Origin of the sequence: Luteococcus sp. H91 (assembly GCF_038433135.1) — a bacterium.
In the GTDB taxonomy this organism is placed as follows: domain Bacteria; phylum Actinomycetota; class Actinomycetes; order Propionibacteriales; family Propionibacteriaceae; genus Luteococcus.
In genome coordinates this window covers 46279-70491 of sequence record NZ_JBCDMV010000023.1, presented here as the reverse complement: position 1 = coordinate 70491, position 24213 = coordinate 46279, and the positions used below count along the sequence as shown (strand labels likewise).

Here is a 24213-nt window from a genome sequence, read left to right as displayed (position 1 = left end):
CGCCCAGTATTCCAGCACCTGGACGACGGCGCGCGGACGGTATTCTCGCCGCATGCGCATTGCTCGATACGCCCTTGCCGGAGGCGAGCCGCAGTATGGACTCGTCGAACTCGCCGCCGACGCCGGGGAACACCCCGACACCATCGCCGCCATCACCGGGGATCCGCTCGCGGGCCCGGTGAACTACACCGGTGAACGCCACCCGCTGGACGACGTGCGGCTGCTGGCCCCCGTCATTCCCCGCAGCAAGATCGTCGGGGTGGGCCGAAACTTCGCCGCCCACGCCGCGGAGCTGGGCAATGAGGTACCGGACACCCCGCTGCTGTTCTTCAAGCCCAACACCTCCGTGATTGGCCCCGACGACCCGATCGTGCGCCCCAAGGCCAGCAAGAGCCTGCACCACGAGGGCGAACTGGCCGTGGTGATCGGCCGGATCTGCAAGCAGGTGCCCGTCGATCGCGTTCCGGAGGTGGTCTTCGGCTACACCGTCGCCAATGACGTCACCGCGCGAGACCTGCAGGCCAGCGACGGGCAGTGGGCCCGAGCCAAGGGCAGCGACACCTTCTGCCCGCTGGGCCCGTGGATCGTCACCCATCTTTCGCTGGAGGATGCCGCCGATCTGCGGATCACCACCACCGTTGCGGACCAGCGCACCCCCGGGCAGGGCGAGGTGCGCCAGGACGACTCCACCAAGCTGATGGTGCGCGGCGTCGCCGAGCTGGTCAGCTACATCAGCGAGTTCACCACGCTGCTGCCCGGCGACGTGATCCTCACCGGCACCCCGGCCGGCGTGGGCGAGATCACCCCCGGCCAGCGGGTCAGCGTCGCCATCGACCAGATCGGTGAGCTGGCCAACCCCGTGGTGGACGAGGAGTGAGCCCCACCCAGACCACCCCGCCGGTGCCCGTCGAGGAACCCCGCGGCGGCGTCGACTACACCCGAGTCTTCGGCGGTGAGCCCGACGCTCCGTTGCGGGGCGGGCTCGGCATCCTGCTGGGGATCTCGCTCTATGCCCTGGCCGTGCCGCTGCTGGCCCAGCTGGTGGTCTGGATCGGCTGGCTGATCGCCGGCCGTCCGATCGGCTTCGTGGCGTATCACAAGGAGGCGCTGGCCTTCCTGCACCCGTCGGGGCTGGTGGGCGCGCACCTGGGGCTGGCGCTGCTGATCGTGATCTCGCTGGCGCTGACCCGCTGGGTGAACCGACGACGGGTGCGGTGGGCCATGAGCGTGCAGCCCGGAATGCGCTGGCGCTACCTGCTGCTGTGCGTGCCGATCGCCGCGGTGGTGCTCAACGCCGTCCTGCTGCTCGGTCGGCTGGGGCAGGCGCCTGCGCTCGATCCGCAGCGCGACGTGTGGCTGTGGATCGGCCTGGTGGTGCTGACCGCCCCGCTGCAGGCGGCGGGGGAGGAGTTCTTCTTCCGCGGCTACCTGATGCAGGCGCTCGGCGGAATCGGCGACGGGGTGCGGCTCAGCCCCGAGAACGCCCGCTGGCTGGCCGTGATCGGATCCGCCCTGCTCTTCGCGCTCTTCCACGGCGTGCAGAACCCGGCGCTGTTCGTGGACCGCCTCGGCTTCGGCCTGCTGGCCGGCGCCCTGGTGGTCTGGACCGGCGGGCTGGAGGCGGGGATCGCCTGCCACGTCGCCAACAACCTGTTCGCCTTCGGCTGGGCGGCCTTCACCGGCGGCATCGCGCAGGCCCGTGCCCTGCAGGCGATCGGCTGGGCCAATGCGGCCAGCGACCTGCTCGGGTTCGGGTTGTTCGCGCTGATCGCGTGGTGGTTGTCCGGCCGGATGAACCTGGCCACCCGCACGCCCGGGGCGCCCGACCGTCGGCACTGAATCTGTACGGCCCGGGCCGATTTGGCAGCGCGGTCCGCGTCCGGTAGTGTTCAACCTCGTTGCGCCGCAGAAAACGCCAAGGCGAAACGAAGGGGTATGGGGTAATTGGCAGCCCGACGGTTTCTGGTTCCGTTAGTCCAGGTTCGAGTCCTGGTACCCCTGCTGAAAGCAGGAATTGCTCGCAAGAGTCACTTCCACTAAGCTTTCAACGCTCCCGAGGAAACTCGGAGGCAATGCTAGGGGCCCCGTTGTGTAGCGGCCTAGCACGCCGCCCTCTCAAGGCGGTAGCGCGGGTTCGAATCCCGTCGGGGCTACCAGACAGCAGGCCCGGATCCACTGGATCCGGGCCTGCTGCGTTGTGCGGTGATGCGCTCCGCGCCGCCAAAGTGACATTCGTCACATTTTTTTCGCCGGAAGTCTTCCATCTGCGGTGCGCCCGTGTGAATATGAATGCCATTCATTTTTCTTGCAGTCGACGCTGACCGCTCGAGGGGAGTTTTGATGACCACCCTGCAGAACCCAGTTGCCGAACAGGGGCAGCAGCTCAGGCGCGCCCTTGGACTTGCCGGCCTCACCCTGTTTGGCCTGTCGTACATGGCCATCACCACGGTGTTCACCACCTATGGCATCGTCAACCAGATCACCAGCGGCCATCTACCGCTGGCCTACGTGGCCGCCTTGGCCACCATGATCTTCACGGCACTCAGCTACGCCGCGATGGTGCGCCGATGCCCGGTGGCTGGATCGGCCTATTCCTATGTGCAGTACTCCTTCGGCGGGGCAACCGGCTTCCTCGTCGGGTGGTTGCTGCTCCTGGACTACTTGTTCATCCCGATGATCAACTTCATGATCCTGGGGCTCTATGTCGCGACCCAGTTCCCCGGCATCCCCGTGCAGGTCTTCTCGCTGGTGGCCCTGTTGATCGTCTTCATCTTCAATGTCTTGGGGATCAAGCTGGCCCATCGCTTCAACGTGGTGACAGTCGTGATCTCGGTCGCCACCGTGGGCGTCTTCGGCATCCTGGCGCTCAAGGCAGCTCTCGGTGATCCGAGCGCACCGGGTCTGCTCGACCCATTCATCGTCGGGAGCGACGCCTTCAGCCCGATCCTCACGGGCGGCGGCATCCTGGCCCTGTCCTTCTTGGGGTTCGACGCGGTGTCCACCTTGTCCGAGGAGGCTCGCGCCCCCGAGCGGGACATTCCCCGAGCAATCGTTCTCACCACGCTGATTGGTGGTGCCACCTTCATCCTGATCTCCTGGATCGGAGCGTTGGCCTACCATCCCGACGACTGGAGTGCCGTTCCGCAGGAACTGCTCGATGCCGCGGGCGTCGTGCTGGCCGAGCATGTCGGCGGGCAGATCGTGGCCTCGCTGATGGTGGTCGCCCTGATAGCTGGCGGATTGGGTTCAGGATTGGCCGGACAGGTCTCGGTCTCCCGCGTGCTGTTCTCGATGGGGCGCGACGGCACGCTGCCGAGATCGCTCGGGCAACTGTCCCAGCGTTTCCAGACGCCCGTGGTCGCCACCGCGGTTGTCTCGGTGATTGCCTTGCTGAGCCTCGTGCTCACTCTGGAACAGGCGGCCTTCATGATCAGTTTTGGTGCCTTGGCTGCCTTCAGCATGGTCAACCTCTCGGTGATCCGCAGCTACCTGTTTCCTGCCAGTGGCCAGGCGGAACGCAGTCCCCGCGCGCTGGTGCGCTACGGCTTGCTCCCGCTGATCGGCTTCGGGCTGAGTATCTGGCTGTGGACGTCGCTGGAGCCCTTCACCTGGGTGGTTGGTGGTGCATGGCTGGCGGTGGGTGGGATGATCCTGCTGGTTCGGACCGGGGGCTTCCGTCGTCCGGTGCCCACCTTGTCCTTTGCCGACGTGGATCTGGCTCCGGGGGATGTCCGATGAGTGCGAACAGCAGTGGGATTGCGGAGCTGGTGGTCGTCGCCTGTGTGGTCCACACCATGGGGTCAGTCGCATCCGGTGAGCGGCAGCCGACAGCCATCGCGGTGGCCGGGGGACGAGTCGTGGGGCTGGGGGGTCCAGCGGACGTGCAGCCGTTGATCGGCCCTACCACCCGCGTCATTCGCACGGATGGAGCCGTGGTTCCTGCCTTCACCGACGCCCATGCCCACCCGATCATGAGTCTCGGGCTGGCCCGAGGTGTGGACCTCTCGGGCTGCACCTCCATCGGTCAGTTGGTCGGTGAGTTGAGCAAGGCGCAAAGCAATCTGGAGGCGGACGACTGGTTGCTCGGGTGGGGGCTGGACCCAACCTGCCTGGATGGTGAGGACATCACCAATGAGCTGCTGCACAAGGCCTTGGGCTCGGATCGCAAGGCCTACGTCACGCTCTTCGATGCCCACTCGGCCATCGCCTCGGATCCCGCGCTCGCCTTGGCCGGTATTGATGGTCCGCGGGATCTGCCCAGTGGCTCCATAGTCATCGGCGATGATGGACGACCTACTGGGCACCTGCTGGAATTTGACGCGATGGCACTCTTGCAGCCGGTCTTGCCCGTCCAGACCCTGCCCGAACGCGTTGCGGCCCTGCACGGCTTGCTGGCGCAGATGGCCGCACAGGGTATTGCTGAGGTGCATGTGCTGGACATGCGAGATGCGGACGTCATGGAGCTGCTCTGCGCGGCCGAGGAGGCTGGTCCGCTCCCGGTGAGGCTGCGACTGTCGCCGTGGTGTACGCCCCAGCTGGATGATGCCGACTGTCGCGATTTCATCGACCGACAGGGGCTCGGTGGCCAGCGCTGGCGGGTGGAAGGGGTGAAGTTCTTCATCGACGGCACCGTCGAGGGCGGTACTGCGTGGCTGGAAACGCCCGACAGTCATGGCGAGAGCACTGACTCCTTGTGGGGCGGAGTTCGGGACTATGCCCGACGGGTGGCGCAATTCCACGCGGCGGGGGTACCCACCGCGACGCACGCCATCGGCGAGCGGGGAATCCGTGAGGTGGTGGAGGTCTTGGCTGCACTGCCGACCAATGGGGTGCAGCACCGGATCGAACATGTGGAATCTGTTGGTCGAGACGTGATCCAGCAGATGGGCGCGGCCGGGATCGCCGTGAGCATGCAACCCACTCACTGCACCCACCACACCCATGCCGACGGCAATGATGAGTGGTCGCGCCGTCTGGGGCCGGAGCGGGCCGCCCGGGCCTGGTGCACCCGCGACGTGCTGGATTCGGGAGCGGTGCTGGCACTTGGATCGGACTATCCAGTCGCTCCCTTCGAGGTGCTCAAGATCATGGCCGATGCCCAGCTGCGCCGCCCGGTGGACGATCCGTCGGTGGCTCCAGTGCTGCCCGATCAAGCGCTCACCGCCCGCGAGGTGCTCGCGGGGTTCACCACTGGTCCGCGGGCAGCCATCGGGGAGAGCGGTGGGTCGCTCGAACTCGGCGGTCCAGCCACCTTCGTCGTGCTGGACGTGGATCCGCTGGCCGTGCCCGCCGAGCGTCTGGGGACGGCGCGCGTCCTCTTGACCCTCTCTGAGGGATTGCTCACGCACGAGGCGTGAGGTTCGGGCTCACTCGCTGGCGCCGGTGCGGCGCAGTACCTCCGAGAGGCGTTCGGCAGCGGCCATCACGGCCGGGGCGTGCAGCCGGCCGGGCTGGCGGGTTAGCCGTTCGATGGGGCCAGAGACGCTGACCGCCGCCAGCACCTTGCCGCTGGGGGCGCGCACCGGTGCGGAGACCGACGCGACGCCGGGCTCGCGCTCGGCCACGGACTGGGCCCAGCCGCGGCGCCGCACCGTCGCCAGTGCCACGGCGGAGAAGGCCGACGAGTTGAGGCCGCGCTGCAGCCGGTCGGGCTCGTCCCAGGCCAGCAGCACCTGGGCGGCGGAGCCGGCGGTCATGGTCAGCTGGGAACCGACCGGAATGGTGTCGCGCAGGCCACTGGGCCGTTCCGCAACCGCTGCACAGACGCGAATGTCGCCCTGACGGCGGAACAACTGGGCCGATTCCCCGGTGATGTCGCGCAGCCGGGCAAGAATGGGGCCAGCGGTGGCCAGCAGGCGATCCTCGCCGGCGGCCGCGGCCAGCTCGGTCAGGCGCGGGCCCAGCACGAAGCGTCCCTGCAGGTCTCGGCCCACCAGCCGGTGATGCTCCAACGCGACGGCCAGCCGGTGCGCCGTCGGGCGTGCCAGCCCGGTGGAACTGACCAGGCCCGCGAGGGTCGTCGGGCCGGTCTCCAGGGCACTCAGCACCAGGGCGGCCTTGTCCAGAACTCCCACTCCACTCGAATCGTCCATAATCTGAGAATAGCGTCTCGTAATCCGATATGCCAGTGTCATACTGGGGTCAATCACTCATCGGGTGCGCAATCAACGGCGAAGAAGAGGAAACATGGGCAAGACACTGAGCCAGAAGGTCTGGGACGCGCACGTGGTGCGCAGCCAGCAGGGCGAGCCGGACCTGCTCTACATCGACCTGCACCTCGTGCACGAGGTGACCAGCCCGCAGGCCTTCGACGGACTGCGACTGGCCGGGCGTCCGGTGCGGCGGCCCGACCTCACGCTCGCCACCGAGGACCACAACACGCCGACGCTGGACATCGACAAGCCGATCGCCGATCCGATCAGCAAGCTGCAGGTGGACACGCTGCGCAAGAATGCCGCCGAATTCGGGGTGCCGATCCACTCGCTGGGCAGCAAGGACCAGGGCGTCGTGCACATCATCGGCCCGCAGCTGGGCCTCACCCAGCCCGGCATGACCATCGTCTGTGGTGACTCGCACACCGCCACCCACGGCGCCTTCGGGGCCCTGGCCTTCGGCATCGGCACCAGCGAGGTGGAGCATGTGCTGGCCACCCAGACCCTGCCGCAGGCCACGCCGAAGACCATGGCCGTCACCATCGACGGTGACCTGCCCGAGGGCGTCACCGCCAAGGACGTCGTGCTGGCGTTGATCGCCAAGGTCGGCACCGGCGGCGGGCAGGGCTACGTCGTCGAGTACCGCGGTAGCACCATCGAGCAGATGTCGATGGAGGGCCGGATGACGATCTGCAACATGTCGATCGAATGGGGTGCCAAGGCGGGCATGGTCGCGCCCGACCAGACCACCTTCGACTATCTCCAGGGCCGCCCCAATGCGCCCGAGGGGGAGCAGTGGGAGGCCGCCGTCGAGTACTGGAAGACCCTGCGCACCGACGACGACGCCACCTTCGATGCCGAGGTCAGCATCGACGCCAGCACCCTGACCCCCTTCGTCACCTGGGGGACCAACCCGGGCCAGGGCGTGCCGCTGGGCGCCACCGTGCCCAGCCCCGACGACTTCCCCGATCCCGACGAGAAGCGCGCCGCCGAGCGAGCCCTCACCTACATGGACCTGACCGCCGGCACCCCGCTGCGCGAGGTGGCCGTGGACACCGTCTTCCTGGGCTCCTGCACCAATGGTCGGATCGAGGATCTGCGACTGGCCGCCAGCGTGCTGCAGGGCCGACGGGTGGCCAACGACGTCCGGATGCTGGTGGTGCCCGGCTCCGCCCGGGTGCGGCTGGAGGCCGAGCTGGAGGGGCTGGACAAGGTCTTCCTGGATGCCGGTGCCGAATGGCGCGCGGCCGGCTGCTCGATGTGCCTGGGGATGAACCCGGACCAGCTGGCGCCGGGGGAGCGCAGCGCCTCCACTTCCAACCGCAACTTCGAGGGCCGGCAGGGCAAGGGTGGCCGCACCCACCTGGTGAGCCCCGCCGTCGCCGCCGCCACCGCCGTCACCGGGCACCTGAGTGCGCCCGCCGATCTGAAAGTGAGCAACTGACATGGAGAAGTTCTCCACCCACACCGGAATCGCGGTTCCGCTGCGGCGTTCCAATGTGGACACCGACCAGATCATCCCCGCGGTCTACCTCAAGCGAATCACTCGAACCGGTTTCGAGGACGGCCTTTTCAGTGCCTGGCGAAATGACCCGGAATTCGTGCTGAACCAGGAGCCGTGGAAGCAGGGGTCGATCCTGGTGGCCGGGCCGGATTTCGGCACCGGAAGTTCCCGGGAACACGCGGTCTGGGCGCTGCAGAACTATGGCTTCAAGGTGGTCATCGGCTCCCGCTTCGGAGACATCTTCCGCTCCAACTCGGGCAAGGCCGGGCTGCTGGTCGCGACGGTCGACCAGGCCGTCGTCGAGCAGCTCTGGGAGGCCGCGGAGCAGCGCCCCGAGGAGCAGTTCACCGTGGACCTGGCGGCGCGGGCCATCACCGTCGGAGAGCAGAGCTTCGACTTCCAGATCGACGACCACACCGCCCACCGGCTGGCAGAAGGGCTGGATGACATCGGATCCACCCTGCAGCATGCCGCGGACATCGACGCCTACGAGGGCGCCCGGCTGCCGTTCAAGCCGGCCACCATCCCGGTGCGCACCGCGGGCTGATCGAACGGTCCAGGCGTCCGCTTTTCCTTGCAGGAAAGGCGGACGCTTTGCGTTTGCTGAACAAACTGGGCGGATGACCCGTTTCTGCTTGGTGGGGGACGGGGGTGAACCTAGCTTTGGTGGTGCGCAAGGCATCCAGGCCTGCGTCCACCCGGCTGGGGGGCCGGGGGATGACGAAAGGCACATTCGTGAACAAGGCAGAGCTGATTGACTCCTTGGCCAAGGCCCATTTCGAGGGCAACAAGGCCGTCGCGACGCGGGCGTTGAACGCCGTCGTCGACACGATCTCCACCGAGGTGGCCAATACGGGAAAGGTGTCGATCACCGGTTTCGGCGTCTTCGAGGTGCAGCACCGCGAGGCCCGCATGGTCCGCAATCCGCGCACCGGCGAACGCAAGCAGGCCGAGGCGATGGACCTGCCCCGTTTCCGGCCCGGCACCGACCTGAAGAACCGCGTCGAGGCGGCCGCCAAGAAGCGCTGATTCCTCCGACCGATCACCACCGGGCAAGGGCGTCGACGCAGCACGCGTCGCGCCCTTTGTTCTTTTCCGGGGTTCTCTTCCGGCTGTCACCCCGGCCCGGCGCAGGTGGGGCGGTGTTTGCGTGACCTCAGCCCAGCACGGTCGGCCGCAGGCTGCCGATCCGTGCGCTGCGGACCTGACCGTCGGCAACCGCCAGCACCAGCCGTTGCCCGACGGTGGCCCGCAGTTCGCCCAGCAGGGTGAGGGGCAGCTCGCGTCGGGTGCCGTCATCCAGCAGCACCACCAGCCTGGCGGCCTCCGGGTCGGCATCGACGACGGTGGCCCACAGCTGGCCGGGCGAATCGGTGTCGGTCATGCCGTCGATCCTACGCAACCGGCGACCCGGGATGGACTAGCGTTGTCTCGCGCCGATCGGCGTGGTGAGAGGAGCAGTCATGGCGGGCAAGCAGGCCGAAGGTGTGGATCGACGGCGCGTGAACTTCGGGTCGGGAGAGCCGGTCTACCGCTTCCTCGGCGTCGCGGTGCACAGCGTGGATCGGGCCTTCACCCGCTACGACTGGCGCCACCAGGAGCGCATCCCGCAGACCGGTGGGGTGTTGGTGGTGGCCAACCACATCAGCAATTACGACCCGATCGCGCTGGGTGACTTCCTGATCTGGTCCGGCCGCTGGCCGCGCTTCCTGGGCAAGTCCGAGCTGTGGAAGGTGCCCGTGGTGAAGTTCTTCGCCAAGGGGTGCCGGCAGATTCCCGTCGAGCGCAACAGCGCCCGCGCCGTCGACTCGCTGCAGGCCGCCCGCGACGCGATCAACGCCGGTGAGATGGTGGTGATCTACCCCGAGGGCACCGTCGGCACCGATCCGGACGGCTGGCCGATGACCGGACGCACCGGAGCCGCACGACTGGCGCTGGACACCGGTTGCACGGTGCTCCCGGTGGGGCAGTGGGGGGCGCAGGAGATCATGCCCGGCAAGACCGTCGGCGTGCCCAAGTTCTTCCCCCGCAAGACGCTGCGGATGAATGTAGGCGAGCCCCTGGACCTGTCGGATCTGGTCAACCATCCCGATCGACACGCCGCGGTCCGGGTGGCCACCGAGCGGATGTTGGACTCGATCACCACCCTGGTGGCTGAACTGCGCGAGCTGCCCGTCCCCACGGACCGCTACGACGTCCGCAAGAAGGCCCGGGTGGCCAAGGGGCCGTTGACCATCGCCGAGGCGCCGCTGACTGACGAACCGGTCAATGACGCCCCGCCGGCCTGAGGGACTATCGTTGGCGGGTCGCACCCTGCAGTGAGGAATCGCATGAACCAGCCCAAGATCCGGGTCGCCCTTGTCTTCGGTGGCCGCTCCGAGGAACACCCCGTGAGCTGCTCCACCGCCGCGAGCGTCCTGGGTGCCATCGATCGGGAGCGCTACGACGTGGTGCCGATCGGCATCACCCGGCAGGGCCAGTGGGTGCTGGTGGACGACGACCCCGAACCGCTGCGGCTGGTGGCGGGCAACACGCCGGAGATCGGCCAGTCCTCGGCCGGCGTGATCGTGCCGATGGAGGTGGGTGATCGCGCGCTGCGCACCCTGGAGGCGGGTCAGCTGCCCGCCGAACTGGGCGAGGTGGACGTGATCTTCCCGCTGGTGCACGGCCCCTTCGGCGAGGACGGCACCCTGCAGGGGCTGTTCGAACTGGCCGACATGCGTTACGTCGGCTGCGGCGTGCTGGCCAGCGCCGTCATGATGGACAAGCACTACATGAAGGTGGTCTTCGAGGCCGCTGGGCTGCCGGTGGGACCCTACCGGGTGATCACCGATCGGCAGTGGCGCACCGACGCCGGCGCCGCGCTGGCCCGGGTGCAGGAACTGCAGTTCCCGGTCTTCGTCAAGCCCTGCCGCGCCGGTTCCTCCTTCGGGATCAGCCGGGTCACCGATCCGGCCGGTCTGCGCGAAGCCGTGGAGGAGGCCCGCACGCATGACCCCAAGGTGATCGTGGAGCAGGGCATCGTCGGCCGGGAGATCGAGTGCGGCGTGCTGCAGGGCCACGGCACCGCCGCGCCCCGGGTCTCCGAGCCCGGTGAGATCGTCGTGGTCAGTGGCCACGATTTCTATGACTTCGACGCCAAGTACCTGGACGGCGCGTCGGTGCAGCTGACCTCTCCGGCGGATGTCTCCGACGAGGTGAAGGCCGCGGTGCAGCAGGTGGCCCGCGACGCCTTCGAAGCCGCCGGCTGCGAGGGCCTGGCCCGGGTGGACTCCTTCGTCACCCCGGAGGGCGAGGTGGTGCTGAACGAGATCAACACGATGCCGGGCTTCACCCCGACGTCGATGTTCCCGGTGATGTGGGCCGCCTCCGGCCTGGACTACCCGAGTCTGGTCGACGACCTGATCCAGCTGGCGCTGGAACGCCGCACCGGCCTGCGCTGACCCGGCCCTGGCCGGATCAGTAGGTGACGACGGGGCAGGTCACGGTGCGGGTGATCCCGTCGATGGTCTGCACCCGCTCGGCGACCAGCCGGCCGAGCTCCTCGATGGCCTCCACCTGCACCTGGACCACCACGTCATAGGGGCCGGTCACCTCGTCGCAGCTGACGGTGGCGGGCAGGGCCTTCAGGGCGGCCGCCACCTGGGGGATCTTGCCGACGCTCGACTGCACCAGCACATAGGCCTTGACCATGACGACTCCTCGCGAGTGGGATCTTGTAGGGGGTTGGATAACGTGGTGGGCATGGACGCTACCACCGGCCGATCGGCCACCCCTGCCCCCGGCCACAGCGCGGAATCCCTTGCCAGCGCTGAGTCATTGGCGAGCGCCGGGGAGTTCGGGGTGATCGAGCAGATCACCCGCGGGCTGCAGCTCTCGCCGGCCGTCTCCGTCGGCCCTGGTGACGACGCCGCGGTCTACCTGATCAACGGCTCGGCGGTCACCAGCACCGATCTGCTGGTGCAGGACGTCCACTTCAAGACCGACTGGAGCTCCGCCGAGCAGATCGGCCGCAAGGCGGTGGCGGTCAACGTCGCGGATCTGGAGGCGATGGGCGCCACCCCGGTCTCGATGGTGATCTCCCTGGGCGCGCCCGGCGACCTCCCGATCCAGTGGGTGCGGGAGTTCGCGACGGGTGTCCGCACCGAGGCCGATCGGGCGGGGATCTGCCTGGTGGGGGGTGACACCACGTCGGCGCGGGACATCACCATCTGCGTCACGGTGACCGGCGAGACCGCGGGAGTGGGGCCGGTGCTGCGTTCCGGCGCCCGCAGCGGCCAGGTGGTGGCGGTCCGCGGCCGGTTGGGCTGGGCCGCCGCCGGGTTGGCCGTGCTGGCCCGGGGTTTCCGCTCGCCGCGGGCGGCGGTCGACTCCCAACGGGTGCCCGAGGTGCCCTATGGTGCGGGCCGGGAGGCGGCGTTGGCCGGTGCCACCGCGATGCTGGACGTTTCCGACGGGCTGTTGGCCGATCTGGGTCACGTCGCCGACGCCAGCGGTGTGGTGATCGACCTGGACACCGCCCGCTTCGAGATCGACGAGCCGGTGCGGGCGGTCGCCGCCGCCACCGGCAAGGATCCCTTGGGTTTCGTGCTCACCGGGGGAGAGGACCACGCCCTGGCCGCCTGCTTCGAGCTCGGTCAGGTGCCCGACGGCTGGCAGGTGCTCGGCCGGGTCCGCGAGCCCGAGGCGGAGGAGGATCCCGGCGTGCTGGTGGACGGCAAGCATTGGGAAGGGCTGCCCGGCTGGGACCACTTCAACCATTGAGGCCCGCGCTCAGGCAGCAAGCCCCGCGGCGTGGAGGCTTCGGCCTGACGCGGGTGATGGACTAACCTGAGGACCATGGCGACCCGCGCGTCTTCCCCACCGCGGTCCCGCAGCAACGCCCAGTCGAGTTCGGCCAGGGCGTCGTCAGGTTCGCGGTCGGCAGGAAGCAACAAGAAGACAACCAACCGTTCCGGCTCCACTCGGGCCAGCCGGAATGTTCCCGAGCCGCGCCCGAATCCGCTGGTGCGCGGCGTCGCCGCGTCCTGGCGGGGAACGGCCCACCTGGTGGGCAATGCTGCGCGCAGCCTGGGCACGCCGGCCCCCGAACCCGAGGATGGCCTGCGTCGCGACGGGATGGGCCTGGCCCTGATCGCCTTCGGCATCATCGTGGCCGCCCGCTTCTGGTTCCTGCTGGCCGGCCCGGTCGGCGGGGCAATCTATGTGGCCGTCGCCAGCATCTTCGGCGGGCTCAGCTTCGCCGTGCCGCTGCTGTGCTTCGCGATGGCCTGGCGCACCCTGCGCCACCCGGAGCGCAATGGCGCCACCGGTCGACAGGTGGTCGGGTGGACTGCCTTCCTGCTGGGGCTGCTCGGCCTGTTGAACATCGCCCACGGCCTGCCGCGGCCCAGCGAGCCGGAACTGATGCGTGAGGCCGGCGGCATCCTGGGCTACATCTCGTCCAGTCTGCTGGCCGATCTGCTGACCGTCTGGGTCGCGGTGCCGCTGCTGGTGCTGCTGATGTTCTTCGGCATCGTGGTGATCATCGGCGTGCCGATCCACGTGATGGTGGATCGGGTGCAGGAGGCCCGCGAACTCGCCGCGGAGCGACGCGCCGCCCGCCCGCGCCCGCAGATCGAGTACGGCGCCGATGAGGCCTACGACACCCCGCTGATCAAGGGTGACCTTGCTCCGGACCCGTCCGGTGACGACGAGGTCTTCGACGTGGACGCCTTCGAACCGAAGGAGCTCACCGGCAAGCCGGTGGTTGCGGGGCTGCCGCCCGAGAAGGCCGAATCCGTGGCGGCGGGCAAGATCGAGGTCAACCAGCCGTTGGAGGCGCCGAACCGCACGCCGATCCCGCAGCGGGTGGAACAGCTCACCCTCTCCGGTGACGTGCAGTACATGCTGCCGGATTCCGGCACCCTGAAGCCCGGCAGTGTGCCCAAGGCCCGCTCCGAGGCTTCCGACCAGATCGTCAGCCGGCTCTCCGAGGTGCTCAGCCAGTTCGAGATCGACGCCCAGGTCACCGGATACACCCGTGGCCCCACGGTCACCCGCTACGAGGTGGAGCTCGGCAATGCCGTCAAGGTCGAGAAGGTCACGGCGCTGAGCAAGAACATCGCCTACGCGGTGGCCTCGCCCGACGTGCGAATCCTCAGCCCGATCCCCGGCAAGTCCGCGATCGGCATCGAGATCCCGAACCTGGACAAGGAGGTGGTCAGCCTCGGCGACGTGCTGCGCTCCAACAAGGCTCGCAATGACCATCACCCGATGGTGGTGGGTCTGGGCAAGGACGTCGAGGGCGGCTTCGTGATCGCCAACATGGCCAAGATGCCTCACCTGCTGGTGGCCGGTGCCACCGGCTCCGGCAAGTCCTCCTTCGTGAACTCGCTGATCACCTCCATCATGATGCGCGCCACGCCCGACGAGGTGCGGATGCTGCTGGTGGACCCCAAGCGGGTGGAGCTCAACCACTACGAGGGCATCCCGCACCTGGTCACTCCCATCATCACCAGCCCGAAGAAGGCCGCGGAGGCCCTTCAGTGGGTGGTGAAGGAGATGGACATGCGCTACGACGATCTGGCGGCCTTCGGTTTCCGGCACGTCGACGACTTCAACAAGGCGGTCCGCGCCGGTCAGGTGCAGGTGCCCGAGGGCAGCGAACGAGTGCTCGCGCCATATCCCTACCTCCTGGTGGTGGTCGATGAGCTCGCCGACCTGATGATGGTGGCCCCCCGCGACGTGGAGGACTCGATCGTCCGGATCACCCAGCTGGCCCGTGCCGCCGGCATCCACCTGGTGCTGGCCACCCAGCGTCCGTCCACCGACGTCGTCACCGGCCTGATCAAGGCCAATGTGCCCAGCCGGTTGGCCTTCGCCACCAGCTCCATGACCGACTCCCGGGTGATCCTGGACCAGCCGGGTGCCGAGAAGCTGGTGGGCCAGGGCGATGGGCTCTTCCTGCCGATGGGTGCCGGCAAGCCGGTGCGTGTGCAGGGCTCCTGGGTCACCGAGGCGGAGATCCGCGAGGTGGTGGCCCACGTCACCGAGCAGCTCAAGCCGCAGTACCGCGAGGACGTCACTGCCGCCGCCGGCGCCAGCAACAAGGTGGCCGAGGACATCGGCGACGACCTGGAACTGGTGCTGGATGCGGCCCGTCTGGTGGTGGAGCTGCAACTGGGTTCCACCTCGATGCTGCAGCGCAAGCTGCGGGTCGGCTTCGCCAAGGCCGGACGCCTGATGGACATCCTGGAGACCCGTGGCGTGGTCGGCCCGTCGGAGGGTTCCAAGCCTCGCGAGGTGCTGGTCAAGCCCGACGACCTGGAGGACGTCCTGGTCAACCTCGCCAACGGCTGACTCAGGCCGCAGCCACCCGGCTGTCGTCCATCCGGACGGTCCCGGTGGTCGTGGCCAGGTAACACCCCAGATCCGTGACGCCAGCGTCCTGGCACGCCAGTGCCAGGGCGCTGCGCCATGTCTGGTCCCAATGGGTCTGCACGGTGGCGCCGCGCCGGGCGATCGCCAGGGCCAGTGCCCCGCCGGGGCAGACCTGGCTCACCACCTCGCACAGCCGGTGCACCAGCTGGTGCTGCTGGAACTCGTCGCAGCCCACCGGCACGTCGTCGATGGTGATCGGTTGCAGCAGCCGCAGGTCGGGGCTGGCCAACAGGGCCAGGATCGTGCCCTTGTCACGATCGCTCTGGCGGGCAAACAGGTCAACCACGCCGCACAGCAGTTCGGGATCGTCCAAGGCGTGCTGGTCCCAGTCCTTGGGGAGTTGCTCGAAAGTAGTCATGCCGCCATCCCATGTGCTGCGCGCGTTTCCGGCAAGGACCAGTTGCTGGCCTGTGGACAATTCCTCGGTCGCTCGGAATCTGTGGACAAGTTCTCAGTTCCGCGAGGCGGCCGGCCGGGTGATAATTGACGGACCATGACTGACACCACGCTCGGCACCGTCCCGGATCACCTGACCACCGTCCATCTCGTCACGTTGGGCTGTGCCCGCAATGAGGTTGATTCCGAGGAGCTGGCGGCCCGGCTGGAGGCCGGCGGCTTCCGGCTGGTGGACGACCCGGAGACCGCGGAAGCGGTGATGGTGAACACCTGCGGCTTCGTGGAGCAGGCCAAGAAGGACTCCGTCGACACCCTGCTGGCCGCCGCGGACCTGAAGGAGTCGGGCAGCACCAAGGCCGTCGTGGCGGTCGGCTGCATGGCGGAACGCTACGGCATCGAGCTGGCCAGCTCCCTGCCGGAGGCCGACGCGGTGCTCGGCTTCGACGACTACTCCGACGTCGCGGACAAGCTGAACCGGATCCTGCACGGCGAACACCTCGACTCGCACGTCCCGCGGGATCGTCGTACCCTGCTGCCGCTCACCCCGGTGGCCCGACGCCAAGCCGCCGAGCAGGTCTCCGTACCCGGCCACCACACCGGCCTCCACACCGAGGACCTGGCCGACCTGGCGCCAGGCGTGGTGCCCCAGAGCGGACCGCCGGTGCTGCGACGCCGGCTGGGTCACAGCCCCAGCGCCCCGCTGAAGCTGGCCTCGGGTTGCGACCGGCGCTGCGCCTTCTGCGCCATCCCGTCCTTCCGCGGCTCCTACCTCTCGCGCACCGCCGACGAGATCCTCGCCGAGGCCCGCTGGCTGGCCGAGCAGGGCGTCAAGGAGGTCTTCCTGGTCAGCGAGAACACCTCCAGCTACGGCAAGGATCTGGGTGATCTGCGCAGTCTGGAGAAGCTGCTGGCGGAGCTGTCCGGCGTCGACGGCCTGGACTGGATCCGGGTCAGCTACCTGCAGCCCGCGGAACTGCGACCCAGCCTGATCGAGGCGATGGCAGGCACCGACAAGGTGGTGCCCTACTTCGACATCAGCTTCCAGCACGCCTCGGCGTCGGTGCTGCGCCGGATGCGCCGCTTCGGCGACCCGGAGAGCTTCCTGGCCCTGTTGGAGCAGGTGCGTCGGCACGCCCCGCAGGCCGGCATCCGCTCCAATGTGATCGCCGGCTTCCCGGGCGAGACCGAGGCCGACGTCGAGACCCTCAAGGAGTTCATCACCGCCGCCCGGCTCGACGTCCTGGGTGTCTTCGGCTACTCCGACGAGGAGGGCACCGAGGCCGCCGGTCTGGGCGGCAAGCTGGATCCCGACGAGGTGGAGGCCCGGCGCAGCGAACTGGCGGACCTGGCCACCGAACTGTGTGACCAGCGCGCCGAGGAGCGGATCGGCGAAGAGGTGGAGGTACTGGTCGAATCCGTCGTCGACGACGATGGCGAGCCTGCCGTGATCGGCCGGGCCAGGCATCAAGGGCCGGAGGTGGACGGTTGCACCGAGCTGCCCGACGCCGACGTGCGCGTTGGCCAGATCGTTCGGGCCACCGTGGTGGACAGCCTGGGCGTCGACCTGGTGGCGAGCATCCACGGCTGAACGGCGGCGGAGCGTTATCGTGTGGTGCACGGTCGCTTCCCCGGCCCCGTCCCGACCACAACGAGGAGACCCATGAGTTCCGACGGCCCGGCCGCCAAGGCCCCCAGCCAGTGGAATGTGCCCAATGTGCTGACCGGCGTGCGCATGGTGCTGGTGCCCGTCTTTGCCTGGATGCTGCTCAGCCACCCGCACGAGTGGGACTGGCGGCTGTGGACGACGGCGGTCTTCTGCATCGCCATCGGCACCGACTACGTCGACGGCAAGATCGCCCGCAAGTACAACCTGGTCACCAATTTCGGCAAGCTGTGGGATCCGATCGCCGACAAGGCCCTGACCGGCATGGCCTTCGTCGGCCTCTCGATCCTCGGCGAACTGCAGTGGTGGGTGACCATCATCATCCTCGTGCGGGAGTGGGGGATCACCATCCTGCGCTGGGGCATCATGAAGTACGGCGTGATGGCGGCCAATCGCGGCGGCAAACTGAAGACCTTCATCCAGGCGCTGGCGCTGGTGCTCTACCTGATGTGGCTGCCCCGGCTGCCCGAACCCCTCCAGTGGCTTGCCTGGGGCCTGATGGGCGCGGCCTTGGTGCTGACCGTCCTGACCGGTCTGGACTACCTGCGTGAGGCCTCCCGGATGCGACGCGAGGCGCTCGCCCGTTGGGCCGAGGAAGGGCACCCGGGGCGCCCGTGAGTGCGTCGGCAACTGAGCTGATCGCGGATCTGGCCGCCCGGGGACTCACCCTGGGCACCTGCGAATCGCTGACCGGCGGGCAGGTGGCGCAGAGTCTCACGGCCGTCCCCGGTGCCTCGGCGGTCGTGCGTGGGGGGCTGGTCACCTATGCCAGCGACCTGAAGGCCAGCCTGGCCGGTGTCGACGCCGACTGGATCGCACAGCATGGGGTGATCAACCGGACCACGGCGGAGCAGATGGCCATCGGGGCCCGACGGGCGTTGGGGGTTGATCTGGCCCTGTCCTGCACCGGGGTGGCCGGCCCGGACCCCCAGGACGGAGAATTTCCCGGTACCGTGTGGATTGCCGTTTGTGGGCCCAGACCCGATCAGGTGACCAGTCGACTGTTGCGGTTGACCGGTGACCGGCAGGCGATCCGGACCCAGACGGTGGGAGCACTGCTGGCACTGCTGGCCGAGCTTTCCCAGCAATTTCACGAGTGACTGAGACTGTCGGGCAACTCCTCGAACCCGAGGTGACATTTTTCACGACATCTGGTCACCCAAAGGTGGGTAATTGGCGAATTTTCTGTGCGTTGGCTGAATCGGATCCCCACTTTTGGAATGGATCGTGGAAGCTTTGTTGTTGTACGCATCGTGACCGCGCCGAGGCTGGAGCGGACTGTCGAGAGAGTGGTGGCCCCATGAAGCCTGTGCTGGTCCGTGAATTGCTTGGTGAGACCCTCCGTGAGCAGCGCTTCGCCCAGGGACGCACCCTGCGGGAGGTGTCCATGGCCGCCCGGGTGAGTCTGGGCTACCTTTCCGAGGTGGAGCGTGGCCAGAAGGAGGCCTCCAGCGAGTTGCTGAGCTCCATCTGTCAGGCGCTCGAGGTGCCGGTCTCGGTGATCTTCGGGACCGTGAGTCAGAAGTTGGCCGCCGCCGAGAACGCCCGGGTCAACGTCGCCGCCTGAGCCACCCGCAGCAAGAACTTTCCCAAGACCCCGGCCCAAGTGCCGGGGTCTTGTCATGCCTCGGCAGGATCCTCCTCGGCCGGCACGATCCTGACGTCGACTCCCGCCTGCCGGATTCGCGCCAGTTCCGCCGGGTCGGCCTGCGAATCCGTCACCAGCACGTCGATCTCCTGCAGACTGGCCAGGCGGGCCAGCGTCACCCGCCCCAGTTTGGAGCCGTCAGCCACGGCGATCACCCGCTGGGCGCGCTCGATCATGGTGTGGTTAGTATGCGCCTCCACCTCGTCGTGAGTCGTCAGGCCACCGGCCACGCTGACACCATCGCAGCCGACGATCGCGGTGCCCACATTGATCTGCTTGAAGGTGGCCTCGGCCAGCGAACCCACCAGTTCCAACGAATTGGGGCGCAGGATGCCGCCGGCGATCAGTACCCGGGACTGGCCCTGTCCGGCCGCCTCCAGGGCCAGTCCGACCGAATTGGTGATGATGGTCAGGTCGTGTCGGTGGTGCAGGGCGCGCAGCACCTCGGTGGCGGTGGTGCCGCCGGTCAACGCGATCGCGTGCCGGCCACCGGGGATCAGGGAGGCGGCGGTGTGCGCGATCGCCTGCTTCGACGCCCGGTGGGTGCCGTCGCGCAGGCTGACCGGCAGCTCGTTGGCGGGCCCGACGCTGCGGGCCCCGCCGTGGGTGCGCACCAGCAGGCCCTGCTCGGCCAGGGTCGCGACGTCACGCCGAATGGTGGCGGGGGAGGCCTGCAGTCGCTCCGACAGTTCACTCAGTTGCAGGGTGCCGTGCTCGGACAAGGCGGCCAGGATCTCCACCATCCGGGCCGATCGTTTGACGGAGTGGGACACCTCGGCGGCCATCGGGCACCTCCAGACTCAGGTGATGAGCGTTCGCTCACCATTGGGTGATCATATCGCTCATTCTGGGTCAGGGGTGGCGCGGGGTCGAGCGGAGTCGGAAGCCCTGCGGCGTCATCGTGAAGCCAGCAGCGGTCAACAGCCCTCCAAGGTCACGCTGCGTCAGTACCGGTTGGGAATTCGCCTTCTCGATGGTGATGGTGCCCAGGCGGGCGGTCCTCACTCCGTCGGCGACCGCCTGCAGCGCACGGGCAAGACCCTCCTCGTCGGCACCGAAGGTGACCAGGGTGTGCACCCCGCGCTCCAGGTAGAGGACGGGCAGGCCGTCATCCAGCACCACCAGAGCGCCGGCCTTGCGAGCGGGGCGGTGTCCGTCGCTGGCGGGCCACGGCAGGGCGGCTCCATAGGGATTGGCCGGATCACAGGCCGCGAGCAGCAGCGGTGCGGATTGCGGCAGGGATTCCCGCAGCCGGTCCACCGCCCCGGGCAGGGCGAATTGTGCCGCTCCCAACCCCTCCACGAAGTAGCCACGTCGGGCCACGCCGGTCTCCTCCAGGGCGAGCAACACCCGGTAGGCCTCGCTGAAATTGCCGCCCATCGGCTCGGTGAGCACGCTGCCGCGGGTCAGGATGCCGTAGCGGCCCAGCTCCAGCCCCAGCTCGGCCAGCCGCCGGGCCGTCGGGTCCGAATGCGTGGAACGGACCGCCGCCCAGCGTCCGCCGACGCCCTGCGGCGGCAGCGCGATCCGGGCCGGGCGCATTGTGGCCCGACGCGAGGGCCGGGCAGTCGTGCGGTGCTTCAGCGCACCGCGACCGCTCATCTTGCGTAGCGGAGCGAGGCTGGTGCAGGTGACCTTCCCGGCCCAGACCAGCTCCCACAGGGCATCCTCCGCGGCGCTCTGGCCGACCTCGTCGGGCGAGATGTCTGCCAGTCGCCAGGCCCCGCCGTCGGCGAAGCGGGTGAACAGTTGGTGGGCCAGCTCACCGAGCGACGGCGCATCGGGCCGGCTGTCATCCGCGTCGGTGAGCACACAGTCGGCGGGCCACAACTGCACCCAGCCGTCGTGCCGGCCAATCGCGCCCCGACCGCTCCAGACCACCTCGCCGGAGGTCAGCGCCTCGTCCAGCAGCGACGGCTGGTAACCGGCCACCCGGGCGGGCAGTACCAGGCTCTCCAGCATCGACGCCGGGATTGGATAGCCCGCCAGCGCCTCCACCGCCGCCAGCAGCGCCTCCAAGCCACCCGACGGCTCATCCACCTCTTGCCAACGCACCAGATGCCGGGCGAACTGCCGCTGGTCGACGGCCTCCACCCCGGCCCGCAACGCCGCCAGCGTGCGGCGCTTGACCAGCGAGAGCACCTGCTGGCGGATGAACTGCGCACCGCCCAGGTCCGAGCGGCCGAAGTCACCGGCCACCAGCTCCCCGGCGCGTTGCCGCTTGGCCAGCAGCCCGGCGACGCTGCCCTCATCGACACCATGGCGGGCCGCCAGTTGGGCGGCGGTGAAGACCACATGGCACTGGCTCCAGCGGGTGACCAGTCGGCCCAGCGCGCGTGCCGGCTCGGTGCTGTCACTGGGCGCCGCGATCCGGGCGGGGACCGGGATGCCCAGGGCATCGCGCAGCAGCGCAAAGTCGTCGGCCACCGCCAGGTATTCCTGCCCGCCGAGCCGGTACCGGGCCACCCGACCGGCTGCCTCCAATTCGGCCAGCCAGGGGTCTGGATCCTCCGCGGAGCGCGCCCGGCACTCGTCGGGGCACAGCGGCCCAATGGTGCGCAGTACGTCCCACAGGTGCTCGGCGGTGCGGGCCCGACGGTGCTCCGCCAAGTGCTGCAACTCCAGCTCCAAATCCGCCATGACCTGCTCGTCCAGCACCTGCTGAGCGCCCTCCCGGCCCAGCAGTTCGGCCAGCAGTGCCGGGTCCAGGCTGAGCGCGGCCAGCTTGCGCTCGGCCAGCGGCTGGTCGCCGTCGTAGATGAACTCGCCGATGTAACCGAACAGCAGGCTCTTGGCGAAGGGCGAGGCTTCTTGGGTCTGCACCTCCACCAGTCGCACCCGCCGGCTGGCGACGTCGCGCAGCAGCGCGGTCAGGGCCGGCAGGTCGAAGACGTCCTCCAAGCACTCCCGCATGGTCTCGAGCACGATCGGGAAGTCCGGGTACTGACTGGCAACGGCCAAGAGCTGCGCGGCCCGCATGCGCTGCTGCCACAAGGGGGATCGACGGCCCGGGTCGCGCCGGGGCAGCAACAGGGCCCGCGCCGCGCATTCCCGGAAGCGGGAGGCGAACAGCGCCGAGCCAAAGACCTGGTCGGTGACAAGCTGCTCGACCTCGTCGGGGTCAACGAGCACCAGGTCTAGTCCGGGGGGTGTGGACTCCACGTCGGGAATCCGCAGCACGATTCCGTCATTGCTGGCGGTGGCCTGTGCCTCGACGCCGAAACGTTCCCGTGCCCGGGTCTCGATCACCAGCGCCCAGGGCTGCAGCACCGCGGTGCCGAGGCTGGAGTGCAGGCAGACGCGCCAGTCGCCCAGCTCATCACGGAAGCGTTCCACGACGATGGTCTGGGCGTCGGGCAGGACACCGGTGGCCTCCAGCTGTTCGGCCAGGTAGCCGACGAGGTTCTGACGGGCGCTGGCATCCAGCCCGGTCTGCGCCAGGATCTCGTCGGCCCCGTCCCCGGCCCGTTGCAGCTGCCGGGTGAACTCGCCGATCGCGACGCCCAACTCGGCGGGGCGGCTGGGGGAGTCACCCCGCCAGAAGGGCAGCCGGCCGGGCAGGCCGGGGGCGGGGGAGACCAGCACCTGGTTGGGAGTGATCTCCTGGATCCGCCAGGACGTGGTGCCCAAGGTGAAGACATCCCCGACGCGGGACTCGTAGACCATCTCCTCGTCCAGCTCGCCGACCCGTCGACCGGCCTGGTGCTTGCCGCTGGCGGTGCCCTCGCCTACCAGGTAGACACCGAACAAGCCGCGGTCCGGGATGGTGCCGCCGGAGGTGGAGACCAGCCGACGCGTCCCGGGGCGGCCGCTGATGGTCCTGGCGGTGCGATCCCAGACCAGCCGCGGCTTGAGCTCGGCAAAGTCCTCGCTGGGATAGCGGCCGCTCAGCATGTCCAGTACCGCCTCGAAGGCCGAACGAGGCAGCTCCCGGAAGCCGTCGCTGCGGCGCACCAGCCGCCAGACATCTTCCACCGGCCAGGTCTGCTCGACGCACATGCTGACCAACTGCTGCGCCAGGACGTCGAGCGGGTTGCGCAGCCGGTGCACGTGCTCGATCCGGCCCTCGCGCATCCGGGTGACCAGCACGGCCGATTCCACCAGGTCTCCGCGGTGGGTGGGCAGCAGGACACCCTCGCTGATCGCGCCCACCTGGTGCCCGGCGCGGCCGATCCGCTGCAGCCCGCTGGCCACCGACGGTGGGCTGGCCACCTGGATCACCAAGTCGACTGCCCCCATGTCGATCCCCAACTCCAGCGAGCTGGTGGCCACCACGCAGGGCAGGTTGCCGGACTTCAGCTCGGCCTCGATCTCGGCGCGGCGTTCCTTGCTGACCGAGCCGTGGTGGGCCCGGGCGATCACCGGCGAGCGGCTGCCGTCATTGCCGGCACTGGCCCCGGACTGGGCCATCACCTGGGCCGGTGGCAGGGTGGGCGTCGGGTTGGCACCGTCCGGGTCGAGCCGCTGGGCGTGCAGGTCGTTCAGGTGGGAGGTGAGCCGTTCGGCCACCCGTCGGGAATTGACGAAGCAGATGGTGGAGCGGTGCGTGTCCACCAGCTCCAGGATTCGGTGCTCCAGGAAGGGCCAGATCGAATTGGACACCGGGGCATCCGGATCCGTGAGGTCGACGCCGGGTGGGCTGGACAGATCGGTCATGTCCTCCAGCGGCACCTCGACGTCCAGCTGCCAGGTCTTGGCCGCGGGCGGGCTGACGACGTCCACCGGCCGGTCCCCGCCCAGGAAGGCGGCCACCCGCTCGGGTGGCTGCACGGTGGCCGACAGCCCGATCCGCTGGGCCTCGCCGGGGGCGGTGCGCAGCGCGTCGAGCCGTTCCAGGCTGAGCGCCAGGTGGGCGCCGCGCTTGGTGCCGGCCAGGGCGTGCACCTCGTCCAGGATGATCGTCTCGATGTCGGTCAGGGTCTCGGCCACCTGACTGGCCAGCATCAGGAAGAGCGATTCCGGGGTGGTGATCAGGATCTCCGGTGGATGGGTGAGCAACCGTCGGCGATCCGCGGCGGGGGTGTCGCCGGAGCGCACCGCCACCCGGATCTCGGGGGCGGGCAGACCCAGCCGCTGGGAGGCGAGCTGGATGCCGCGCAGCGGTGCGCGCAGGTTGCGTTCCACGTCCACCGCCAGGGCCTTCAGTGGGGAGACATAGAGCACCCGCACCTTGCCGGGGCGGGGATCGGCGGCCAGCCGGTCCAGGGAGTGCAGGAAGGCGGCCAGGGTCTTGCCGGAACCAGTGGGGGCGATCACCAGGGCATGCCGCCCGCTGCCGATCGCCCGCCAGGCAGCGCTCTGCGCGGGCGTCGGGGCGTCGAAGACCCCGCCGAACCAGGCCTGGGTGGCTGCACTGAAAGTCATGCACGCCATTGTGGCGCGCCCCTGTGACAAATTCCGTGGTGCCCGCAGCGCGGCTAGGCTGTGC

General features: G+C 68.9%; 21 protein-coding genes and 2 tRNA genes. 17 read left to right on the top strand and 6 right to left on the bottom strand.

What is annotated here, in order from left to right; genetic code table 11:
- Nucleotides 1–52: 52 nt before the first annotated feature.
- The 6 genes from AAEX57_RS12455 to AAEX57_RS12430 all read left to right on the top strand — a co-directional run bounded on the left by AAEX57_RS12455 (nucleotide 53) and on the right by AAEX57_RS12430 (nucleotide 5357).
- Complete coding sequence (locus AAEX57_RS12455) at nucleotides 53–877, top strand: fumarylacetoacetate hydrolase family protein (protein ID WP_342092583.1); 825 nt, start codon at nucleotides 53–55, stop codon at nucleotides 875–877.
- Nucleotides 874–1839 (top strand): CPBP family intramembrane glutamic endopeptidase, encoded by a 966-nt coding sequence (locus AAEX57_RS12450; RefSeq protein ID WP_342092582.1) that lies wholly within the window; start codon nucleotides 874–876, stop codon nucleotides 1837–1839. Before AAEX57_RS12455 ends, AAEX57_RS12450 begins: the two co-directional genes overlap by 4 nt.
- Before the next feature lie 90 nt (nucleotides 1840–1929).
- Nucleotides 1930–2001, top strand: a tRNA-Gln gene (locus tag AAEX57_RS12445).
- Nucleotides 2002–2080: 79 nt separating this feature from the next.
- Nucleotides 2081–2156: transfer RNA gene (locus tag AAEX57_RS12440), tRNA-Glu, on the top strand.
- Between the two features lie 184 nt (nucleotides 2157–2340).
- Nucleotides 2341–3738, top strand: a complete 1398-nt coding sequence (locus tag AAEX57_RS12435) for an APC family permease (RefSeq protein ID WP_342092581.1) — start codon at nucleotides 2341–2343, stop codon at nucleotides 3736–3738.
- 194 nt (nucleotides 3739–3932) lie between these two features.
- Entirely contained in the window at nucleotides 3933–5357 is a 1425-nt protein-coding gene (locus tag AAEX57_RS12430) for an amidohydrolase (protein WP_342092580.1), read from the top strand.
- Between the two features lie 9 nt (nucleotides 5358–5366).
- Here the strand turns inward: AAEX57_RS12430 and AAEX57_RS12425 are convergent, their stop codons facing one another.
- Nucleotides 5367–6092 carry an IclR family transcriptional regulator gene (locus AAEX57_RS12425; protein ID WP_342092579.1) on the bottom strand — a complete coding sequence of 242 codons (726 nt, stop codon included), beginning with the start codon at nucleotides 6090–6092 and terminating at the stop codon, nucleotides 5367–5369.
- A 94-nt stretch (nucleotides 6093–6186) separates the two neighbouring features.
- On the opposite strand from AAEX57_RS12425, the gene leuC reads away from it, so the two are divergent.
- From leuC to AAEX57_RS12410, 3 genes are all read left to right on the top strand, one after another.
- A complete protein-coding gene (gene leuC, locus AAEX57_RS12420; protein WP_342092578.1) occupies nucleotides 6187–7596 on the top strand; it encodes a 3-isopropylmalate dehydratase large subunit in 1410 nt (469 codons plus the stop codon).
- Nucleotide 7597: 1 nt separating this feature from the next.
- The gene (leuD, locus tag AAEX57_RS12415) at nucleotides 7598–8203 is read left to right on the top strand and encodes a 3-isopropylmalate dehydratase small subunit (protein ID WP_342092577.1); all 606 of its coding nucleotides are present in this window, start codon (nucleotides 7598–7600) and stop codon (nucleotides 8201–8203) included.
- A gap of 188 nt (nucleotides 8204–8391) precedes the next feature.
- The gene (locus AAEX57_RS12410) at nucleotides 8392–8685 is read left to right on the top strand and encodes an HU family DNA-binding protein (protein WP_342092576.1); all 294 of its coding nucleotides are present in this window, start codon (nucleotides 8392–8394) and stop codon (nucleotides 8683–8685) included.
- 127 nt (nucleotides 8686–8812) lie between these two features.
- Here AAEX57_RS12410 and AAEX57_RS12405 read toward each other — a convergent pair whose 3' ends face one another.
- The gene (locus AAEX57_RS12405; RefSeq protein WP_342092575.1) at nucleotides 8813–9040 is read right to left on the bottom strand and encodes a hypothetical protein; all 228 of its coding nucleotides are present in this window, start codon (nucleotides 9038–9040) and stop codon (nucleotides 8813–8815) included.
- A 79-nt stretch (nucleotides 9041–9119) separates the two neighbouring features.
- On the opposite strand from AAEX57_RS12405, the gene AAEX57_RS12400 reads away from it, so the two are divergent.
- Both AAEX57_RS12400 and AAEX57_RS12395 read left to right on the top strand, forming a co-directional pair.
- Nucleotides 9120–9944 carry a lysophospholipid acyltransferase family protein gene (locus AAEX57_RS12400; protein ID WP_342092574.1) on the top strand — a complete coding sequence of 275 codons (825 nt, stop codon included), beginning with the start codon at nucleotides 9120–9122 and terminating at the stop codon, nucleotides 9942–9944.
- 42 nt (nucleotides 9945–9986) lie between these two features.
- On the top strand, nucleotides 9987–11099 hold the full coding sequence (locus AAEX57_RS12395; RefSeq protein ID WP_342092573.1) for a D-alanine--D-alanine ligase family protein: 1113 nt from the start codon (nucleotides 9987–9989) through the stop codon (nucleotides 11097–11099).
- A gap of 16 nt (nucleotides 11100–11115) precedes the next feature.
- Here the strand turns inward: AAEX57_RS12395 and AAEX57_RS12390 are convergent, their stop codons facing one another.
- Nucleotides 11116–11349: an Lrp/AsnC family transcriptional regulator gene (locus AAEX57_RS12390; RefSeq protein ID WP_342092572.1), complete on the bottom strand. Its 234-nt coding sequence runs from the start codon at nucleotides 11347–11349 to the stop codon at nucleotides 11116–11118.
- A gap of 51 nt (nucleotides 11350–11400) precedes the next feature.
- Here AAEX57_RS12390 and AAEX57_RS12385 point away from each other — a divergent pair, with 51 nt between their 5' ends.
- Together AAEX57_RS12385 and AAEX57_RS12380 are read left to right on the top strand one after the other, a co-directional pair.
- The gene (locus AAEX57_RS12385) at nucleotides 11401–12420 is read left to right on the top strand and encodes a thiamine-phosphate kinase (protein ID WP_342092571.1); all 1020 of its coding nucleotides are present in this window, start codon (nucleotides 11401–11403) and stop codon (nucleotides 12418–12420) included.
- 75 nt (nucleotides 12421–12495) lie between these two features.
- Entirely contained in the window at nucleotides 12496–14997 is a 2502-nt protein-coding gene (locus tag AAEX57_RS12380; protein ID WP_342092570.1) for an FtsK/SpoIIIE family DNA translocase, read from the top strand.
- Nucleotide 14998: 1 nt separating this feature from the next.
- Here AAEX57_RS12380 and AAEX57_RS12375 read toward each other — a convergent pair whose 3' ends face one another.
- Nucleotides 14999–15436, bottom strand: a complete 438-nt coding sequence (locus AAEX57_RS12375; RefSeq protein WP_342092569.1) for a hypothetical protein — start codon at nucleotides 15434–15436, stop codon at nucleotides 14999–15001.
- A 135-nt stretch (nucleotides 15437–15571) separates the two neighbouring features.
- On the opposite strand from AAEX57_RS12375, the gene rimO reads away from it, so the two are divergent.
- The 4 genes from rimO (at nucleotide 15572) to AAEX57_RS12355 (ending at nucleotide 18704) form a co-directional block, all read left to right on the top strand.
- Entirely contained in the window at nucleotides 15572–17062 is a 1491-nt protein-coding gene (gene rimO, locus AAEX57_RS12370) for a 30S ribosomal protein S12 methylthiotransferase RimO (RefSeq protein ID WP_342092568.1), read from the top strand.
- Between the two features lie 72 nt (nucleotides 17063–17134).
- Entirely contained in the window at nucleotides 17135–17755 is a 621-nt protein-coding gene (gene pgsA, locus AAEX57_RS12365) for a CDP-diacylglycerol--glycerol-3-phosphate 3-phosphatidyltransferase (protein ID WP_342092567.1), read from the top strand.
- A complete protein-coding gene (locus tag AAEX57_RS12360; protein WP_342092566.1) occupies nucleotides 17752–18237 on the top strand; it encodes a CinA family protein in 486 nt (161 codons plus the stop codon). The genes pgsA and AAEX57_RS12360 overlap by 4 nt, the downstream gene beginning before the upstream one ends.
- Before the next feature lie 200 nt (nucleotides 18238–18437).
- Nucleotides 18438–18704, top strand: a complete 267-nt coding sequence (locus AAEX57_RS12355; protein ID WP_342092565.1) for a helix-turn-helix domain-containing protein — start codon at nucleotides 18438–18440, stop codon at nucleotides 18702–18704.
- A 53-nt stretch (nucleotides 18705–18757) separates the two neighbouring features.
- Here the strand turns inward: AAEX57_RS12355 and AAEX57_RS12350 are convergent, their stop codons facing one another.
- Both AAEX57_RS12350 and AAEX57_RS12345 read right to left on the bottom strand, forming a co-directional pair.
- Nucleotides 18758–19528, bottom strand: coding sequence for a DeoR/GlpR family DNA-binding transcription regulator (locus tag AAEX57_RS12350; protein ID WP_342092625.1), 771 nt, complete (start codon nucleotides 19526–19528; stop codon nucleotides 18758–18760).
- 109 nt (nucleotides 19529–19637) lie between these two features.
- Complete coding sequence (locus AAEX57_RS12345) at nucleotides 19638–24158, bottom strand: ATP-dependent helicase (protein ID WP_446721148.1); 4521 nt, start codon at nucleotides 24156–24158, stop codon at nucleotides 19638–19640.
- Nucleotides 24159–24213: the final 55 nt, after the last annotated feature.

Bases quoted from the DNA above. Each gene is read 5' to 3' on its own strand.
- AAEX57_RS12350 (WP_342092625.1), bottom strand. From the start codon at position 19,528: ATGGTGGAGATCCTGGCCGCCTTGTCCGAGCACGGCACCCTGCAACTG.
- AAEX57_RS12390 (WP_342092572.1), bottom strand. From the start codon at position 11,349: ATGGTCAAGGCCTATGTGCTGGTGCAGTCGAGCGTCGGCAAGATCCCC.
- rimO (WP_342092568.1), top strand. From the start codon at position 15,572: ATGACTGACACCACGCTCGGCACCGTCCCGGATCACCTGACCACCGTC.
- AAEX57_RS12345 (WP_446721148.1), bottom strand. From the start codon at position 24,158: ATGGCGTGCATGACTTTCAGTGCAGCCACCCAGGCCTGGTTCGGCGGG.
- AAEX57_RS12395 (WP_342092573.1), top strand. From the start codon at position 9,987: ATGAACCAGCCCAAGATCCGGGTCGCCCTTGTCTTCGGTGGCCGCTCC.
- leuC (WP_342092578.1), top strand. From the start codon at position 6,187: ATGGGCAAGACACTGAGCCAGAAGGTCTGGGACGCGCACGTGGTGCGC.
- AAEX57_RS12455 (WP_342092583.1), top strand. From the start codon at position 53: ATGCGCATTGCTCGATACGCCCTTGCCGGAGGCGAGCCGCAGTATGGA.
- leuD (WP_342092577.1), top strand. From the start codon at position 7,598: ATGGAGAAGTTCTCCACCCACACCGGAATCGCGGTTCCGCTGCGGCGT.
- AAEX57_RS12435 (WP_342092581.1), top strand. From the start codon at position 2,341: ATGACCACCCTGCAGAACCCAGTTGCCGAACAGGGGCAGCAGCTCAGG.
- AAEX57_RS12375 (WP_342092569.1), bottom strand. From the start codon at position 15,436: ATGACTACTTTCGAGCAACTCCCCAAGGACTGGGACCAGCACGCCTTG.
- AAEX57_RS12400 (WP_342092574.1), top strand. From the start codon at position 9,120: ATGGCGGGCAAGCAGGCCGAAGGTGTGGATCGACGGCGCGTGAACTTC.
- AAEX57_RS12405 (WP_342092575.1), bottom strand. From the start codon at position 9,040: ATGACCGACACCGATTCGCCCGGCCAGCTGTGGGCCACCGTCGTCGAT.
- AAEX57_RS12385 (WP_342092571.1), top strand. From the start codon at position 11,401: ATGGACGCTACCACCGGCCGATCGGCCACCCCTGCCCCCGGCCACAGC.
- AAEX57_RS12355 (WP_342092565.1), top strand. From the start codon at position 18,438: ATGAAGCCTGTGCTGGTCCGTGAATTGCTTGGTGAGACCCTCCGTGAG.
- AAEX57_RS12425 (WP_342092579.1), bottom strand. From the start codon at position 6,092: ATGGACGATTCGAGTGGAGTGGGAGTTCTGGACAAGGCCGCCCTGGTG.
- pgsA (WP_342092567.1), top strand. From the start codon at position 17,135: ATGAGTTCCGACGGCCCGGCCGCCAAGGCCCCCAGCCAGTGGAATGTG.
- AAEX57_RS12380 (WP_342092570.1), top strand. From the start codon at position 12,496: ATGGCGACCCGCGCGTCTTCCCCACCGCGGTCCCGCAGCAACGCCCAG.